Below are 14,191 nucleotides of genomic sequence, written 5' to 3' on the forward strand. Positions count from 1 at the left end.
ATGACAGACGAGCGCACCCCGATGCTCGAAGCGTGCGGTCTGTCGAAGCGCTATGGCGAGACCCTGGCGCTGTCGAACCTCGATCTCGCCTTCCAGGCCGGCTCGGTCCACGCCATCCTGGGTGAGAACGGCTCCGGCAAGAGCACCTTGGTCAAATTGCTTTCGGGGACCGTCGCGCCCTCGTCCGGGAGCATCCGGATGCTTGGCCGGCCGGTCACCGGTTCCAATCCGGCGCGCATCCAGCAACTCGGCCTGGCGACCGTTTTCCAGGAAGTGCTGCTCGCCCCCGAACGCTCCGTCGCCGACAACATCGTGCTCGGCACCGGCTCGGCGTTCGGCTGGCGCGCCAGCCGCTCAGCGCGTCACGGCATAGCCGCCTCGGCTCTCTCGCGGATCACCAGCCTGCCGATCGATCTCGATGCGCCCGCCGGGTCGCTGTCGCTGGCGGTGGGCCAATTGGTCGTGCTGGCGCGGGCTCTGGTCCGCCGCCCGAAGGTCCTTGTGCTTGACGAGGTCACCGCCGCACTCGATCTCGGCGACCGCAACGCGGTGTTCGGGATGATCGAGGACCATGCCCGGGCGGGCGGCCTGGTGCTGTTCATCTCGCACCGGATGGACGAGGTGATGCGTCTAGCCCATCGGGTCACCGTGCTGCGCAATGGGCAACTGGTCGATACGCTAGAAACCGCGTCGGTTTCGGCCGAGCGGCTGCTGCAATTGATGGCGCCCGCCGCCGCCAGGGAGCTCGATCATGCCCTCTGAGCCGGCCCTGCGCGTCGAAGGCGTGTCGCTTGCCCACAATACGCCCGGGCTGGACGAACTCATCCATGCGGGTGAGATCGTCGGCCTCGCCGGGCTCGACGGGCATGGCCAGGACGCTTTCCTCGAAACGCTTGCCGGCTTGCGCGCGCCGGTCGGCGGTCGCGTCCTCGTCCGTCATGGCAGAACCGACTATGTCGAAATCGACGATTTCCGCCACGCGACGCGGCTAGGCATCGCTTATCTTGCCCGCGACCGCAGAGCCAACGGCATCTTCCCCTCGCTGTCGATCCTCGACAATTTCAGCATGGCGACGTTGGGGCGCGATTGCCGCTTCGGATTGATCAGCACGCGAGCCAGGCGCGAACGCTTCGAACGCTACCGCGAGCGGCTGTCGATCGTGGCGCCCGGGGGCAACAAGCCCATCACCGCTCTTTCGGGCGGCAACCAGCAAAAGGTGCTGCTGGCGCGCTGGCTGGCGCGCGAACCCAGGATTCTCCTCCTCAACGACCCCACTCGCGGCGTCGATCAGCGGACCCGTGAAACGCTCTACCAGGCCTTCCGCGATCTCGCGCGACAGGAGGGCATGGCGCTCGTCGTGCTGTCCTCGGAGCTCGAGGAGATCTTCCGCCTCTGCGATCGGCTTCTTGTGTTCCGAGAGCAGGGCCTCGTCGCTACCTTCTCGGGGGCAGATATGAACAGCAGCACCGTGATCGCGGCAATGTTCGGGCGCGTCGCATGACAGCCTCCGTGCCAATTGCCGGCGACGCGCCCACGCGATCCCGTGGCATCGGAGCGCTCCTGGCCGGTCGCCGCGACTCGGTGCCGGCCTTGGTTATCCTTCTCGCGCTGCTCATCGTCGACCTATGGCTGAATCGGGCCTGGATGCTGCCCGGCTCCTGGGGCACCGTCATCGGCCTGGCCGGCCCAACGCTGGCGGCAGCCATCGCCTCCATGCCGGCGATCATGGCCGGGCGCGGCGGCATCGACGTGTCGATCGGTCCGTTGATGGGGTTCATCAACATCATCCTGGTCAAGGTACTGGCGGGCGATCTGGGTATCGACCAACCCTGGGTGCTGGTGCCGGTCGCCCTTGCGATCGGCGCGCTTGTCGGGCTGTTCAACGGGCTGCTCTCCGCGGTGCTGCGCATCCAGCCGATCGTGGCCACGCTCGGCACCTATCTGGTGCTCAGCGGCGTGACGCTGACCTTTCTGCCAGCGCCGGAGGGCACCGCGCCCGGCTGGCTGAAGGCCCTTGCCGGCCCCTACTCCATAGTTCCGCTCGCCGGCATGGCGGCAATCTGGCTGCTGGCGAAACGCCTGACCGTCTATGATTGGCTGATGGCGTGCGGCAGCGATGACCGTGCCTGCTTCACCGCCGGCGTCCCCGTGACCGGCGTGCGTGTCTTCGCCTACACGCTCGGCGGCCTTTTTGCCGGCGCCGGGGGGCTTTTGCTCAGCGCGCTGCTCGGCTCGGCCGACCCCAATGTCGGCCCGACCTTCACGCTGGTCGCCATCTCCGGGGTGGCGCTCGGCGGCGTGAGCCTCGCAGGAGGGCGCGGCGGCTTCGCTGCCGCGGCGCTGGGCGCGGCGGTGATTTTCCTGCTGCAGAGCACGCTCACCTATTTCAACGTCTCGAGTTTCCTGCTGCACACCCTCTACGGCGTCATCCTGGTCGCATCCGTGTCGCTGAACGCGCTGACCGGCCGCATCGCTGGAGGATCGAGATGAACGTCCTTCCCGGCCTCGGCGCCAACACAAGCCGCACCCTGGGCGCCATCGGTATGGCTCTGGTGCTGCTCGTCCTCGGCTCGCTGGCGATCGAGGGCTTCGGCGCACCGTTCGCCATCCGCTCGATGCTCGTTCTGGCGACATTCATAGCCGTGGCGTCCATCGGCCAGACACTGGTGGTCCTGCTTGGCGGAATCGACCTGTCGATCCCCTTCGTCATCGGCTTCGCCAATGTCGTTGCCGCCTCGCTCTATGGCGACGGGATGGCGTTCTGGCTGGTCTGCCTCGTCGTGGCGCTGCTGTCGATGGCGATCGGAGCCCTCAACGGCACGCTTTCCTCTTTCCTCAGGATCCACCCGTTGATCGTAACGCTCGGCGTCGGCACCACGGTACAGGGGATCGTGCTGATGTGGACCGGTGGGCTGCCCACCGGTTCGGCTCCGGCCTATCTAAGCGAGTTCGTGTCGATCGGTGGAACCATCGGCCGGCTGCCTGTGCCATGGGTCGTGCCGTGCTTCGCGGTGCTGGCGATCTTTGTCCATGTGATGCTTGTTCGCACGCCGTTCGGCCGGCAGGTCTATGCACTTGGCAGCAACCCGACCGCGGCGCCGCTGGCGCTGATCGACCCGCATCGGATCGTTATCGTCAGCTACGCGCTGAGCGCCCTGTTCGCCGCGCTCGCGGGCATCCTCCTGCTCGGCTTCACCGGCTCGGCCTATGGCGACGTCGGCCAACCTTACCTGTTCCAGACCATTGCCGCGGTGGTGATCGGCGGCACCGCGCTCGTCGGCGGGCGCGGCAGCCTGATCGGCACGATTGCCGGCTCGGCAGTCCTGATCGAGCTCAACACATTTCTAATCGGCCTCGGCCTCGCGCCTTCCACGGTGCAAGCCGCCCTGGGGCTCGTCATTCTCGCATTGGTCTCGATTTATGGCCGCGAAGCCCACGTCCGCACGCTGATCTGAGCGCGATCGCTTGAGCGTGCCTGGTCCACCGTCCGATCAGCCGCGACTGGTCCGCCTGTCGGATCGCCTTCTCTTAACTTTACGTCGGGCGAGCCTCATTTCACCAGTTGCGGCAAATCCTTCAGGAACGCCGCCCGCGTCGCGAGGCCTTTCGGCTTATCGGTCCGTTTGGCATCGACGACCAGCCGGGCAAAGACGATGCGGCGGCCATTCTTCTCGGCCCAGCCGACGAACCAGCCGAGCGAGCGCTTGCCGTCCTGGCCGAGCCTGGTGCTGCCGGTCTTGCCTTGCACGGTCCAATCCCCTGCTGCGAAGGTCGGAAGGATCGCCCTGGTCATCTCATGCGCCTTGGCCGACACCGGCATCTTGCCTGCGAGCAGTTGGCGCAGGAAAGCCGTCTGTTCGACCGGCGATATCTCGAGCGAGGAATTTATCCAGGATTGCGTCAGCCCATTGTCCTTGCCCGCATCGCCCGAGACGTCCTTGTTGCCATAGCCGAATTTCGACACATAGAAGGAGAACTTCTCGGCGCCGAGACGCCGCGTGATCTCGCGAGAGTACCAGACGATGGAGTCGCGCTCCCAGATCGTCGGATCGACGGTCTTCTGGTCACGCTTCGCCGCCTTGAATTCCGGCTTGTAGTCCCAGCTCGGCGTGTGCTGATCGCTCAGGATGCCGGAATCGTAGCCGATCAGCGCGAGCGGCACCTTGAACGTCGACGCCGGGCTGACGCGCTTGTCGCAGACGCCGTCCTGGTAAAGCGTTTCGCCGCTCCGCGAATCCTGGACCAGCGTGCAGTGGATATCGTCGAGCGGCGCCGATTGCGCCCGCACCGGCAAGCCGAGCATCCATGCCAGAAGGAAGAGGACGATGGCGAAAATGAAGGGATAGCGGTCCATCTGGCGCATGGCGAAGTCACTCCGGAATGAGATTGCGGAAGCGGCTTAGCGAGACGACATGTCTCGATTTTGTCTCAAATTCGCAGTGTTCGTGCAGCTTCGCGTTAACCCTACCGGACGGTAAACAAAGCTTAGACGATGACAGGCCTACGAACTGTCTTGCCCGGCTGCGGATCGGCCTTCAAAGCGCCATTTGGCTCATCGGCAGAGCTGACTGGATTTTCATTCACGGCTTTCGGCATATCGCGTGGCTGCGGCATCAGCCCGAGGAATTCGGGCCGCAGCCCATCGCCCCGCTTGGCGGCATGGGCGTGAATGGCCAGGAACAGAGACATCATCGGGAAACCTCGCATCTTGGAGGGCTCCAGTGTCGCTTCGGCCAGCGGGCGCCGCCACCCGTTTCGGGACAAGCCTCAGCTGTTGGTTTCGCCGCGTTTCTTGCCGATCCGCCAGTAGCGCCAGGGCATGAACCAGACATAGCGCCGGGCAAGCGTCTCCGGCACGCGGTCGATGCCGTGCGTTCCGAACGGACCGCAGCGCAGGACGCGGAACAAGCCCATCCAGCCACCGGCCCAAAGGCCATGGCGAGCGATCGCCTCATGCGCATATTCGGAGCAGGTCGGCAGGTGCCGGCAGCTGTTGCCGACAAAGCCCGAGAGCGTCAGTTGATAGAGGCGCACGAGCGACGTCCCCAGGATGCGCCCGGGCGTTTTGCGCCAAGGCCCCGGCCAGTTGCGCCCGCGCCGGATCGGCCGGGCGCCGTGCGTATATCCGTGATGGTCGCCCATCTGTCTCCGCAGGCCTGTTTCACTGCGCGATAGATGTGACCTTCGGCGCTGAAACGCAATGCTTTGCCGTCAAAGCCGGGAGCGCCGGGTGGGATACCTATTGGCGGGCGGCACGTGGCGGCAGGGTGCATTCCGACGTTCCTCGCAGCCGCCTCCTCGCAAGGCTTCGCCGTGCCATTGAAAGGTGGCGATCCGCATGACGTCGTTCAAAATGGTCAGGAACTGGTTCATGGCAGCGCTCCTTTGAGCACCGATTAGACTGCCGCTGGCCTTCCCTCTCAAACGAGTATAATTTCCTCATCGGATAACTTGAGGTTATGCGAATGAAGCGAGGACGGCTGCCGCTGACGGCGCTCAGGAGTTTTGAGACGGCCGGCCGGCATTTGAGCTTCAGCCGGGCGGCCGAAGAGCTTTATGTCTCGCAGGCCGCGATCAGCCGTCAGATCCGCGAGCTCGAGACCTTCCTGGGCAGACCGCTGTTTCTGCGCCTCCATCGCCGCGTCGAACTGACGGATGCGGGGCAACGGCTGCTCGACCGATTGGTCAGGAGCTTCGACGACATCGACCGGGTGCTTTCGGAGCTTACGGCCTCGCCGGCGCAAGCCGTCGTCCGTGTAAGCGTCGAACCGTCGCTTGCCGCCGTGTGGCTGGTGCCGCGGCTCAATCGCTTCCGCCAATTGCGGCCCGATATCGATGTGTCCCTCGAAGTCGACCCACGGCCGATCGAGTTCCGCAGCGATCAGCCCGAACTCGCCTTGCGTTTCAGCGCGCACGCCACGTCATGGCCGCGCAGCGAGGCCGAGCGCCTGGTCTCGACCGTCGATTCACCGGTTCTGTCGCCGGGGTTGTTGGCATCCGGCCCTCCCCTGGAGAAGCCGATCGACTTTCGCCACTACACGCTGCTGCACGAGGAAAACCGCCAAGGTTGGGCGCGCTGGTTCCAGGCAGCCGGCGTGCCCGCCGATGCGGTCCCCGCGCGTGGCCCGATGCTGGCCGACATCTCGCTTTCGAAACAGGCTGCGCTGCTCGGCCATGGCGTGGCGCTCGGCGATCTCTTGCTGGTCGGCGAGGAACTCGCGGCAGGCACTTTGATCAAGCCGTTCGATATCGATGTCGCTTCCGGCGCCTACTGGCTGGTGGCCAGGAGCTTGCGGAGTCTGCCGGAACCCGCCAAGGCTTTTGCCGACTGGGTGAGAATCGAATTCGCCAAAAGCAGGCAGGCGCAGGAAGCGAACATCTGAGGCGCGCGCGCTGCTCCGGTTAATCCGGCTTCTTGCTATATTTTTCCAGAAGTTTTTCGAGATCCTTGGCATCGATGCCCAGGGGCTTCTGTGACGTGTCCTCTGCCGGGTTGAATGTGAGAACGACATCGCGCCACAGATCGTAGTGGTCCGCGTAGGATGTCAGCCCGGGAAATGGCGCGCAACGCCTGATCGCCCGAACAGCAGCCTCGGCAACCTCGTCCGGCGATGGTGTCACGGGACTAAGTATCCTTGGTGGGCCGGCGAGCGAGCCGTCCTTGTTCAGGCTGATCTTGACGCGCGCAACGCCGTGGGTACCGGCCGGCGGGATCCAACAGACTTGGATAGCTCTCATCAAATAGGCGCCGATATCCCGCTGGAGCGCCACGTCAGCCCGGCTCACGCCGCCGCTCAACGCAAGTAAAATAGCAAAGCTCAATGCAAAAACGGAAGCTCGCACGCCCACCCCTCGCGAAAGCTGAATTCCCAACCTCAAGCCGCCTGTCCGGCGCGCTTCTTCTCGATCTGGCCGATCGCATCGACCACCGCGTCGAAGGTCAGCATGGTCGAGGCATGGCGCGCCTTGTAGTCGCGCACCGGCTCCAGATATTTGAGGTCGGCGAAACGGCCATCGGGCGGTGCCCCATTCTCCTTGAGCATCTTCAGCATGGTTTCGCGCACTGCGCGCAGTTCGTCGGCGCGGGCGCCGACCACATGCTGAGCCATGATGGACGATGAGGCCTGGCCGAGTGCACAGGCCTTCACGTCATGGGCGAAATCCGTCACCACGTCGCCGTCCATCTTGAGGTCGACGGTGACGGTCGAGCCGCACAATTTGGAATGCGCCCTGGCTGTCGCGTCGGCATCGTCGAGCCGGCCGATCCGCCCTATGTTCCCGGCGAAACCGAGAATTTTCGCATTGTAGACGTCGTCGATCATATTTTTCCAATCCGTCGCCGCCCAGCGAACAGGCTTTGCCGCTGTCGCGTCTTCCTTTCGCGCCGCCAGAACCATATATAATAATCGCAGTCGGGCATCGACAAGGCGACGACAAGCCGCTGTCCCTGTCCATATGTTCACGCCGCTTGCGGGATGGAAATGGGCGATTTTCACCCAAAAGGTCGTGGTCCGTTCAACTCGTCCCACCTTTGAGTGGGACTACGGGAGACGCCTTTATGGATGCCGTCATCAAGAAAATCATGCCCCCCTCCGAGTATTTGGACAAGCCGGTCACCGACAGGCCGAGCGAGGCCGAGGTCGAAGCCGCCGTGCGTACGCTTTTGCGTTGGACCGGCGACAATCCGGACCGCGAAGGCCTGATCGACACGCCCAAGCGTGTCACCAAAGCCTTCCGCGAAATGTTCAACGGCTATGACATGTGCCCGGCCGACGAGCTTGGCCGCACCTTCGAGGAAGTCGCCGGCTATGACGATCTCGTCATTGTCAGGGACATAAAGTTCCATTCGCATTGCGAGCACCACATGGTGCCGATCATCGGCAAGGCGCATGTCGGCTATCTGCCGGACGGCAAGGTCGTGGGCCTGTCGAAGATCGCGCGCGTCGTCGACATCTTCGCGCATCGCCTGCAGACCCAGGAAGCGATGACGGCGCAGATCGCCGGCGTCATCCAGGATGTTCTCAACCCGCGCGGCGTCGCCGTCATGCTCGAAGCCGAGCATATGTGCATGGCCATGCGCGGCATCCGCAAGCAGGGCTCGACCACGCTGACCTCGACCTTCACCGGCGTCTTCAAGGATACGCCCGAGGAGCAGGTCCGCTTCGTCACCATGGTGCGCGCCGGCTGATTTGCCGGCCCTTGCCGGCCCGAACATACAAGGACCGGCGATGTCGGCAGTCGAATTCCCAAAAGCTTCGTCAGACAAGAAAGCGCTGGAGGAAGGCACTATCCTTTCTCCGCGCTTCGATGCGGCGGGCCTCGTCACCGTCGTCGTCACCGACGCCGGCGACGGCATGCTGTTGATGGTCGCGCATATGAATGCCGAGGCGCTGGCGCTTACGCTGGAGACCGGCATTGCCCATTACTGGTCGCGCTCGCGCAACGCGCTGTGGAAGAAGGGCGAAACCTCCGGCAATTTCCAGCACGTCGTCGAGATGCGCACGGATTGTGACCAGGACGCGATATGGTTGCGCGTCAAAGTGTTGGGCCACGACGCAACCTGTCACACCGGAAGGCGTTCATGCTTTTATCGGACGGTGGGGCTCAACGACGGCAAGGCGACGCTTGTCGACGACGGCAGCAGACCGCTGTTCGATGCGGACCAGACGTATCGGAAGCCGGTGTGAACCATTCAATATTCAAAAACCACCCATATTCACTATTCTCAAATATCCTTGCGGTAGAAGGAATATGGGACAAGGGAGATCGTGATGCTCGAATGGGCGTCATTGCGCAGCAGACCTGACGTTCGGGAGGCCAACGGCCCCGCATCGTCCGGCGGGGCGTCTGACCCGAAGCCAGGCAGGAAAGCCGGTATCTCGCTGGCGCTCGGCGGCGGATGCGCGCGCGGCTGGGCCCATATCGGCGTGCTGCGCGCGCTTGACGAGGCCGGCATCGAAGTATCGATGATCGCCGGCACCTCGATCGGGGCGCTGGTAGGCGGCTGCTACCTTGCCGGCAAGCTCGACGAACTGGAAGAATTCGCCAGAAGCCTGACCAAGCGGCGCATTTTCGGCCTTCTCGATCTCAATCTTCGCGGCAGCGGCCTGTTCGGCGGCATGAGGCTCGATCAGCGCCTGCGCGAGCACCTCGACGGCGCCCGTTTCGAGGACTTGTCGAAACCTTTCGTTGCCGTCGCGTCTGAAATCCGCACCGGTCATGAGATCTGGCTGTCGAGCGGTTCGCTCGTCACCGCCATGCGCGCCTCCTATGCGCTGCCGGGCGTCTTCGAGCCGGTGGCCTGCAACGGCCGCATGCTGGTCGACGGCGCGCTAGTCAATCCGGTGCCGGTCTCGGTCTGCCGCGCCTATGAGCAGCCGCTCGTCGTGGCCGTAAACCTGCATTACGACCTGTTCGGCCGCGCCGCCGTCATCAAGCACAGCGCCGGCGAACTGCTTGTCGAGAACGACGCGCCGCGCCCCGGCCAGGTCAATCCCCAATCACACCAGACCCGCCTTGGTATCACTGGCGTCATGGTAGAGGCCTTCAACATCATCCAGGACCGGATTTCGCGGGCCAGGCTCGCGGGCGATCCGCCGGATATGTCGCTGCAGCCCAAGCTCAGCCATATCGGCCTGACGGAATTCCATCGCGCCGACGAGGCGATCAGCCTCGGCTACCAGGCGACGAAGTCCCAGATCAACGAACTGACCCGGCTGCAGACCGTTCTGGTCTGAATTCCCCCTATCGCGTCGTTAAGCCAGCGCCGCATCGCTGATGCGAAACTGCACCGTGCGGTTGCCGTTCCAGTAATTGCCCGAGAGCGAACCGGCGATATGCACGGTCCTGCCCCTGTTTTTGAACAGGAATTCGCCGAGCGCGGTGTCGACGGCACGGAACGCCATGGCCTGGATTTTGCCGCCGCTTTGCGACTGCAGGTCCGCGCGGATGTGGTTGGTGCCGATCGCGCGCGCGTCGGCCAGCCGATGGCGCGGCAGCACGAACACCGGCGCGATGTGTCCGGCGCCAAACGGCCCGGCTTTCTCCAGCGCGTCGAGCAGCGCGATGGTGGCGCCCTCGGCGGCCAAGGCGCCGTCGATCGCCAGGCTCTCCTCGTTCTGCAGCCGGAACACGTCGGCCGCGGCGCGCTCCTCGAAGAAGGCGCGCAATTCGCCTAGCTTGGCGCGCTCGACGGTGATGCCCGCCGCCATCGCGTGGCCGCCGCCCTTGACGATCAGCCCGGCCTCGGCCGCCTCGCGGACCAACCGGCCGAGATCGAAGCCGGTCACCGAACGGCCGGAGCCCGTGCCGATGCCGGTCGAATTGAAGGCGATGGCAAAGGCCGGCCGGCGCGCATAATCCTTGAGCCGAGAAGCGATCAGCCCGACGATGCCCGGATGCCAGGTGTTGCTGGCGGTGACGATGACTGCCGGGCCGTTGCCGCCGGCAAGCTCTGCATCGGCCTCGGCGCGCGCCTGCGCCAGCATCTCCTGCTCCATTTGCTGCCGTTCCTGGTTCAGCCGGTCCAGCGTCTCGGCAATCCCTGTCGCCTCGACGGGATCGTCGGTGGCCAAAAGCCGGCTGCCGAGCGCGGCATCGCCGATGCGGCCGCCGGCATTGATGCGCGGGCCGATCAGGAAGGACAGATGGAAAGTGTTGATCGGCTCGCCGATGCGTGAAACCCGCGCCAGCGCCGCCAGCCCCTCGTTCTTCTGCTGGCGCGCCACCTGCAGCCCCTTGACCACGAAGGCGCGGTTGACCCCGGTGAGCGGCACCACGTCGCAGACCGTCGCCAGCGCCACCAGGTCGAGCATTGCGAGCAGATCGACCGGCGCGGCGTCCGGTAGCCTCGCGCGCAGCACCTTCGCCGTCTGGACAAGACACAGGAAGACGACGCCGGCGGCGCACAGATGTCCCTGCCCCGACAGGTCGTCCTCGCGATTAGGGTTGACCACGGCGTCCGCGGCCGGCAGCGGGCCGCCGACCTGATGATGGTCGAGCACCACGACATCGGCGCCGGCCTCGCTGGCCGCGTCGATCGAGGTCGCGCTGTTGGTGCCGCAGTCGACGGTGACGATCAGCTTCGCGCCGCGCGAGATCAGCTCCCGCATCGCTTCCGGATTGGGTCCGTAGCCCTCGAAGATGCGGTCCGGGATGTAGATTTCCGACGACACCGAAAAATGCGTGAGAAAGCGCTTGATGAGCGCCGACGACGCGGCGCCGTCAACGTCGTAGTCGCCGAAGATCGCCACTTTCTCGCGGGCGACGATCGCATCGGCCAGCCGCGCCGCCGCTTTCTCCATATCGGTCAGCGATGCCGGGTTCGGCAGAAGCTCGCGAATGGTCGGATCGAGGAAACGCTCGGTCTGCTCCACGCTGACGCCGCGCCCGGCAAGCACCCGCGCCACAATATCCGGCACGCCATGGCCTTGCGCGATCGCGAGCGCGGCCATGTCCTGCCGCTCGGTCAGCCGGTGTTCCCAGGAAACACCGGTCGCCGATTGCCTGACATCGAGGAAGAACCGTTTCTCGCCGGTCATGCGACGCGCCGTCTGCACATCATTGCTGCGCAGATATCAACATGCGACGTCCAGAGCAATTGCGGGGAAGCGGGCAATCCGGGGAAAGGTGTGGAACGTTTTCCCCGAATTGCGGAAAGCGCTCGGGCTAAGCGAGATCAGAACTTATCCAGATCCTGATGCCTGGCCTTGATCTCGCGCACCGTGCGCGAGGACGAGCGCAGCACGATGGTGTGCGTGGTGATGAAGGTGCGGCCGAACTTCACCCCGTCGAGCAGGTTGCCGTCGGTGACGCCGGTCGCGGCGAAGAGCACATCGCCGCGCGCCATGTCCTGGACGCGATAGACCCGCTTCGGGTCTGAAATGCCCATCTTCTCGGCTCGCGCCACCTTCTGCGGCGTGTCGAGGATCAGCCGGCCCTGCATCTGTCCGCCGGTGCAGCGAAGTGCGGCCGCCGCCAGCACGCCTTCCGGCGCACCGCCGGTGCCGAGATAGATGTCGATGCCGGTCTCGTCTGGATCGGTGGTGTGGATGACGCCGGCGACATCGCCGTCGCCGATCAGCCGGATCGCCGCGCCCGTGGCGCGCACTGCGTCGATCAGTCTGGCATGGCGCGGCCGGTCGAGGATGCAGGCGGTGATGTCCGGCACCGCCACGCCCTTGGCCTTGGCCAGCCGGGCGAGGTTCTCGGCCGGCGGCACGTCGATGTCGATGAGGCCGTCCGGATAACCGGGCCCGATGGCGATCTTGTCCATGTAGACGTCGGGTGCGAACAGCAGGCTGCCCTTTTCCGCGATGGCGATGACGGCAAGCGCATTGGGCAGGTTCTTGGCGCAAATCGTCGTGCCTTCGAGCGGATCGAGCGCGATATCGACGGCCGGACCTTTGCCGGTGCCGACCTCCTCGCCGATATAGAGCATCGGCGCCTCGTCGCGCTCGCCTTCGCCGATCACCACCGTGCCCTTGATGGCCAGCCGGTTGAGCTCCTGGCGCATGGCGTCGACCGCCACCTGGTCGGCGGCCTTCTCGTCACCGCGCCCGCGCAGCCTTGCCGCCGCGACCGCCGCCCGCTCGGTGACGCGCACGACTTCCATGGTAAGGATCCGATCGAGACCGGCGACGATGTTCTGGGCCATGTTCATGGATGGGCATTCCTCGTTGACATGAGACCGGTACAATTCTGAACCGCTCTAATTGTTGCTGCGAGCAATTCCAGCGCCGTTGAGCACCGGACTTGCTCCGCCTCCCGCCAAGGGCGCGCTTCTTCTGGCAAAGCTCCATGACAACGGCAAGACTTGCCCCGTCAATTTTTGAAATGACAGCAAAATCAATCGATTGAAGACGGAATCGGACTTGGCTATTCCGCCCGCTCGATGCGGATCACCTGCGGCTTGTCGGTCAGATGACCGTCTTTGGTGATGCCTTCCACGGCCTTGCGCACCGCCGCTTCCGTCGTCTCGTGGGTAACGAGGATGACGGTCTTCTGCGCCTGCGTTTCCGGGCCGGCCGCCTGCTGGACGATCGATTCCAGCGAGATGTCGTTGTCGGCCATGCGTTTGGCGATGGCCGCGAAGACGCCGGTGCGGTCATGCACGGTCAGCCGGATGAAATAGCCGCCGGCATGGCTGCGCATCCGCGCCTTCTTGTAGGGCTTCAGCTCCTTCGCCGGCCAGCCGAAGACCGGGCCGTGCTGGAAGCCCGGCCGGCTCTTGGCGATGTCGGCGATGTCGCCGACGACCGCCGAAGCGGTGGCATTGCCGCCCGCGCCCGGACCCGAGAGCAAGAGCTCGCCCAGGATATCGGTTTCGATCGCCACCGCGTTGGTGACGCCATGCACCTGCGCGATGACCGACGCCGTCGGCACCATCGTCGGGTGCACGCGCTGCTCTATACCGCTGTCGGTGCGCTGCGCGACGCCGAGCAGCTTGATGCGGTAGCCGAGATCGCCCGCCGCGCGGATATCGGCCTGGGTGATGTTGGAGATGCCTTCCATATAGATGTCGGCGGCGGCGATCCTGGTGCCGAAGGCAAGGCTGGTCAGGATCGACAGCTTGTGCGCCGTGTCATGGCCTTCGATATCGAAGGTCGGATCGGCCTCGGCATAGCCGAGCCGCTGCGCGTCCCTCAGGCAGGCGTCGAAGGCGATGCCTTCGGCTTCCATGCGGGTCAGGATGTAGTTGCAGGTGCCGTTGAGGATGCCGAAGACACGGGTCACCGCGTTGCCCGCCATCGCCTCTCGCATCGTCTTGATGACCGGGATGCCGCCGGCCACCGCCGCCTCGTAGTTGAGCAGCACGCCCTTCTTCTCGGCGATCTCGGCAAGCGCCACGCCATGCTTGGCAAGCAGCGCCTTGTTGGCGGTCACGACATGGCGCCCGGCCTCGAGCCCTGCCTTCACCGACAGCCGCGCCGGTCCCTCGTCGCCGCCGATCAGTTCGACGAAGACGTCGATATCGGCCCTCTCGGCCATCTTGACCGGATCGTCGAACCATTTCGCGGCGCTCAGATCGATGCCGCGGTCGCGTTTCGGGTCGCGGGCCGAAACGGCGGTCACGACGATGTCGCGACCGCACTGCCGGGCGAGCTCGGCCGCCTTGTCGCGCAGTACGCGCGCCACCGAGGCGCCCACCGTGCCAAGGCCGGCAATTCCAACACGCAACGCTTCAGCCATG

Annotated in this window: 17 protein-coding genes; 8 read left to right on the top strand and 9 right to left on the bottom strand. The window is 64.9% G+C overall.

Annotated features, from left to right (window positions below):
- Genes FJ957_RS09265 through FJ957_RS09280 form a run of 4 tightly spaced genes read left to right on the top strand, consistent with a single transcriptional unit; the run spans nucleotide 1 to nucleotide 3,455 of the window.
- Nucleotides 1-762, top strand: a complete 762-nt coding sequence (locus FJ957_RS09265; RefSeq protein WP_246685788.1) for an ATP-binding cassette domain-containing protein — start codon at nucleotides 1-3, stop codon at nucleotides 760-762.
- Complete coding sequence (locus FJ957_RS09270; RefSeq protein ID WP_140830639.1) at nucleotides 752-1,501, top strand: ATP-binding cassette domain-containing protein; 750 nt, start codon at nucleotides 752-754, stop codon at nucleotides 1,499-1,501. Before FJ957_RS09265 ends, FJ957_RS09270 begins: the two co-directional genes overlap by 11 nt.
- Nucleotides 1,498-2,490, top strand: a complete 993-nt coding sequence (locus tag FJ957_RS09275) for an ABC transporter permease (protein WP_140830641.1) — start codon at nucleotides 1,498-1,500, stop codon at nucleotides 2,488-2,490. The genes FJ957_RS09270 and FJ957_RS09275 overlap by 4 nt, the downstream gene beginning before the upstream one ends.
- Nucleotides 2,487-3,455 (top strand): ABC transporter permease, encoded by a 969-nt coding sequence (locus FJ957_RS09280; protein WP_140830642.1) that lies wholly within the window; start codon nucleotides 2,487-2,489, stop codon nucleotides 3,453-3,455. The genes FJ957_RS09275 and FJ957_RS09280 overlap by 4 nt, the downstream gene beginning before the upstream one ends.
- Before the next feature lie 95 nt (nucleotides 3,456-3,550).
- Here the strand turns inward: FJ957_RS09280 and blaOXA are convergent, their stop codons facing one another.
- The 4 genes from blaOXA to FJ957_RS09300 all read right to left on the bottom strand — a co-directional run bounded on the left by blaOXA (nucleotide 3,551) and on the right by FJ957_RS09300 (nucleotide 5,373).
- Nucleotides 3,551-4,363, bottom strand: coding sequence for a class D beta-lactamase (gene blaOXA, locus FJ957_RS09285; RefSeq protein WP_140830644.1), 813 nt, complete (start codon nucleotides 4,361-4,363; stop codon nucleotides 3,551-3,553).
- Between the two features lie 122 nt (nucleotides 4,364-4,485).
- Nucleotides 4,486-4,692 (bottom strand): hypothetical protein, encoded by a 207-nt coding sequence (locus tag FJ957_RS09290; RefSeq protein ID WP_140830645.1) that lies wholly within the window; start codon nucleotides 4,690-4,692, stop codon nucleotides 4,486-4,488.
- A gap of 75 nt (nucleotides 4,693-4,767) precedes the next feature.
- A complete protein-coding gene (yidD, locus tag FJ957_RS09295) occupies nucleotides 4,768-5,142 on the bottom strand; it encodes a membrane protein insertion efficiency factor YidD (protein ID WP_140830647.1) in 375 nt (124 codons plus the stop codon).
- A 69-nt stretch (nucleotides 5,143-5,211) separates the two neighbouring features.
- Nucleotides 5,212-5,373, bottom strand: coding sequence for a hypothetical protein (locus tag FJ957_RS09300; RefSeq protein WP_246685789.1), 162 nt, complete (start codon nucleotides 5,371-5,373; stop codon nucleotides 5,212-5,214).
- 92 nt (nucleotides 5,374-5,465) lie between these two features.
- Between FJ957_RS09300 and FJ957_RS09305 the strand changes: the two genes are divergently transcribed.
- The gene (locus FJ957_RS09305) at nucleotides 5,466-6,383 is read left to right on the top strand and encodes a LysR substrate-binding domain-containing protein (RefSeq protein ID WP_140830651.1); all 918 of its coding nucleotides are present in this window, start codon (nucleotides 5,466-5,468) and stop codon (nucleotides 6,381-6,383) included.
- 19 nt (nucleotides 6,384-6,402) lie between these two features.
- Here the strand turns inward: FJ957_RS09305 and FJ957_RS09310 are convergent, their stop codons facing one another.
- Both FJ957_RS09310 and FJ957_RS09315 read right to left on the bottom strand, forming a co-directional pair.
- Nucleotides 6,403-6,843, bottom strand: a complete 441-nt coding sequence (locus FJ957_RS09310) for a cell envelope integrity protein TolA (RefSeq protein ID WP_140830652.1) — start codon at nucleotides 6,841-6,843, stop codon at nucleotides 6,403-6,405.
- Between the two features lie 32 nt (nucleotides 6,844-6,875).
- On the bottom strand, nucleotides 6,876-7,322 hold the full coding sequence (locus tag FJ957_RS09315) for an iron-sulfur cluster assembly scaffold protein (protein WP_140707979.1): 447 nt from the start codon (nucleotides 7,320-7,322) through the stop codon (nucleotides 6,876-6,878).
- Between the two features lie 236 nt (nucleotides 7,323-7,558).
- On the opposite strand from FJ957_RS09315, the gene folE reads away from it, so the two are divergent.
- The 3 genes from folE to FJ957_RS09330 all read left to right on the top strand — a co-directional run bounded on the left by folE (nucleotide 7,559) and on the right by FJ957_RS09330 (nucleotide 9,737).
- Nucleotides 7,559-8,188 (top strand): GTP cyclohydrolase I FolE, encoded by a 630-nt coding sequence (gene folE / locus FJ957_RS09320; protein WP_140648134.1) that lies wholly within the window; start codon nucleotides 7,559-7,561, stop codon nucleotides 8,186-8,188.
- A 40-nt stretch (nucleotides 8,189-8,228) separates the two neighbouring features.
- Nucleotides 8,229-8,687, top strand: coding sequence for a phosphoribosyl-AMP cyclohydrolase (gene hisI / locus FJ957_RS09325; RefSeq protein ID WP_140830654.1), 459 nt, complete (start codon nucleotides 8,229-8,231; stop codon nucleotides 8,685-8,687).
- A gap of 84 nt (nucleotides 8,688-8,771) precedes the next feature.
- Nucleotides 8,772-9,737, top strand: a complete 966-nt coding sequence (locus FJ957_RS09330) for a patatin family protein (protein ID WP_140830655.1) — start codon at nucleotides 8,772-8,774, stop codon at nucleotides 9,735-9,737.
- Nucleotides 9,738-9,755: 18 nt separating this feature from the next.
- On the opposite strand, the gene recJ is transcribed toward FJ957_RS09330, so the two are convergent.
- The 3 genes from recJ to FJ957_RS09345 form a co-directional block, all read right to left on the bottom strand.
- Complete coding sequence (gene recJ / locus FJ957_RS09335; protein WP_140830657.1) at nucleotides 9,756-11,540, bottom strand: single-stranded-DNA-specific exonuclease RecJ; 1,785 nt, start codon at nucleotides 11,538-11,540, stop codon at nucleotides 9,756-9,758.
- 137 nt (nucleotides 11,541-11,677) lie between these two features.
- Entirely contained in the window at nucleotides 11,678-12,661 is a 984-nt protein-coding gene (glpX, locus tag FJ957_RS09340) for a class II fructose-bisphosphatase (RefSeq protein WP_140830658.1), read from the bottom strand.
- Between the two features lie 215 nt (nucleotides 12,662-12,876).
- Nucleotides 12,877-14,190 (bottom strand): homoserine dehydrogenase, encoded by a 1,314-nt coding sequence (locus FJ957_RS09345; RefSeq protein WP_140830660.1) that lies wholly within the window; start codon nucleotides 14,188-14,190, stop codon nucleotides 12,877-12,879.
- Nucleotide 14,191 lies beyond the last annotated feature (1 nt).

It is taken from the genome of Mesorhizobium sp. B2-4-6, assembly GCF_006442775.1.
GTDB lineage: Bacteria > Pseudomonadota > Alphaproteobacteria > Rhizobiales > Rhizobiaceae > Mesorhizobium.

Coding starts and splice junctions, on each gene's coding strand:
- blaOXA (WP_140830644.1), bottom strand. CDS start 4,363: ATGCGCCAGATGGACCGCTATCCCTTCATTTTCGCCATCGTCCTCTTC.
- FJ957_RS09345 (WP_140830660.1), bottom strand. CDS start 14,190: ATGGCTGAAGCGTTGCGTGTTGGAATTGCCGGCCTTGGCACGGTGGGC.
- folE (WP_140648134.1), top strand. CDS start 7,559: ATGGATGCCGTCATCAAGAAAATCATGCCCCCCTCCGAGTATTTGGAC.
- FJ957_RS09300 (WP_246685789.1), bottom strand. CDS start 5,373: ATGAACCAGTTCCTGACCATTTTGAACGACGTCATGCGGATCGCCACC.
- FJ957_RS09330 (WP_140830655.1), top strand. CDS start 8,772: ATGCTCGAATGGGCGTCATTGCGCAGCAGACCTGACGTTCGGGAGGCC.
- FJ957_RS09315 (WP_140707979.1), bottom strand. CDS start 7,322: ATGATCGACGACGTCTACAATGCGAAAATTCTCGGTTTCGCCGGGAAC.
- FJ957_RS09305 (WP_140830651.1), top strand. CDS start 5,466: ATGAAGCGAGGACGGCTGCCGCTGACGGCGCTCAGGAGTTTTGAGACG.
- recJ (WP_140830657.1), bottom strand. CDS start 11,540: ATGACCGGCGAGAAACGGTTCTTCCTCGATGTCAGGCAATCGGCGACC.
- FJ957_RS09290 (WP_140830645.1), bottom strand. CDS start 4,692: ATGATGTCTCTGTTCCTGGCCATTCACGCCCATGCCGCCAAGCGGGGC.
- yidD (WP_140830647.1), bottom strand. CDS start 5,142: ATGGGCGACCATCACGGATATACGCACGGCGCCCGGCCGATCCGGCGC.
- hisI (WP_140830654.1), top strand. CDS start 8,229: ATGTCGGCAGTCGAATTCCCAAAAGCTTCGTCAGACAAGAAAGCGCTG.
- glpX (WP_140830658.1), bottom strand. CDS start 12,661: ATGAACATGGCCCAGAACATCGTCGCCGGTCTCGATCGGATCCTTACC.
- FJ957_RS09270 (WP_140830639.1), top strand. CDS start 752: ATGCCCTCTGAGCCGGCCCTGCGCGTCGAAGGCGTGTCGCTTGCCCAC.
- FJ957_RS09275 (WP_140830641.1), top strand. CDS start 1,498: ATGACAGCCTCCGTGCCAATTGCCGGCGACGCGCCCACGCGATCCCGT.
- FJ957_RS09265 (WP_246685788.1), top strand. CDS start 1: ATGACAGACGAGCGCACCCCGATGCTCGAAGCGTGCGGTCTGTCGAAG.
- FJ957_RS09280 (WP_140830642.1), top strand. CDS start 2,487: ATGAACGTCCTTCCCGGCCTCGGCGCCAACACAAGCCGCACCCTGGGC.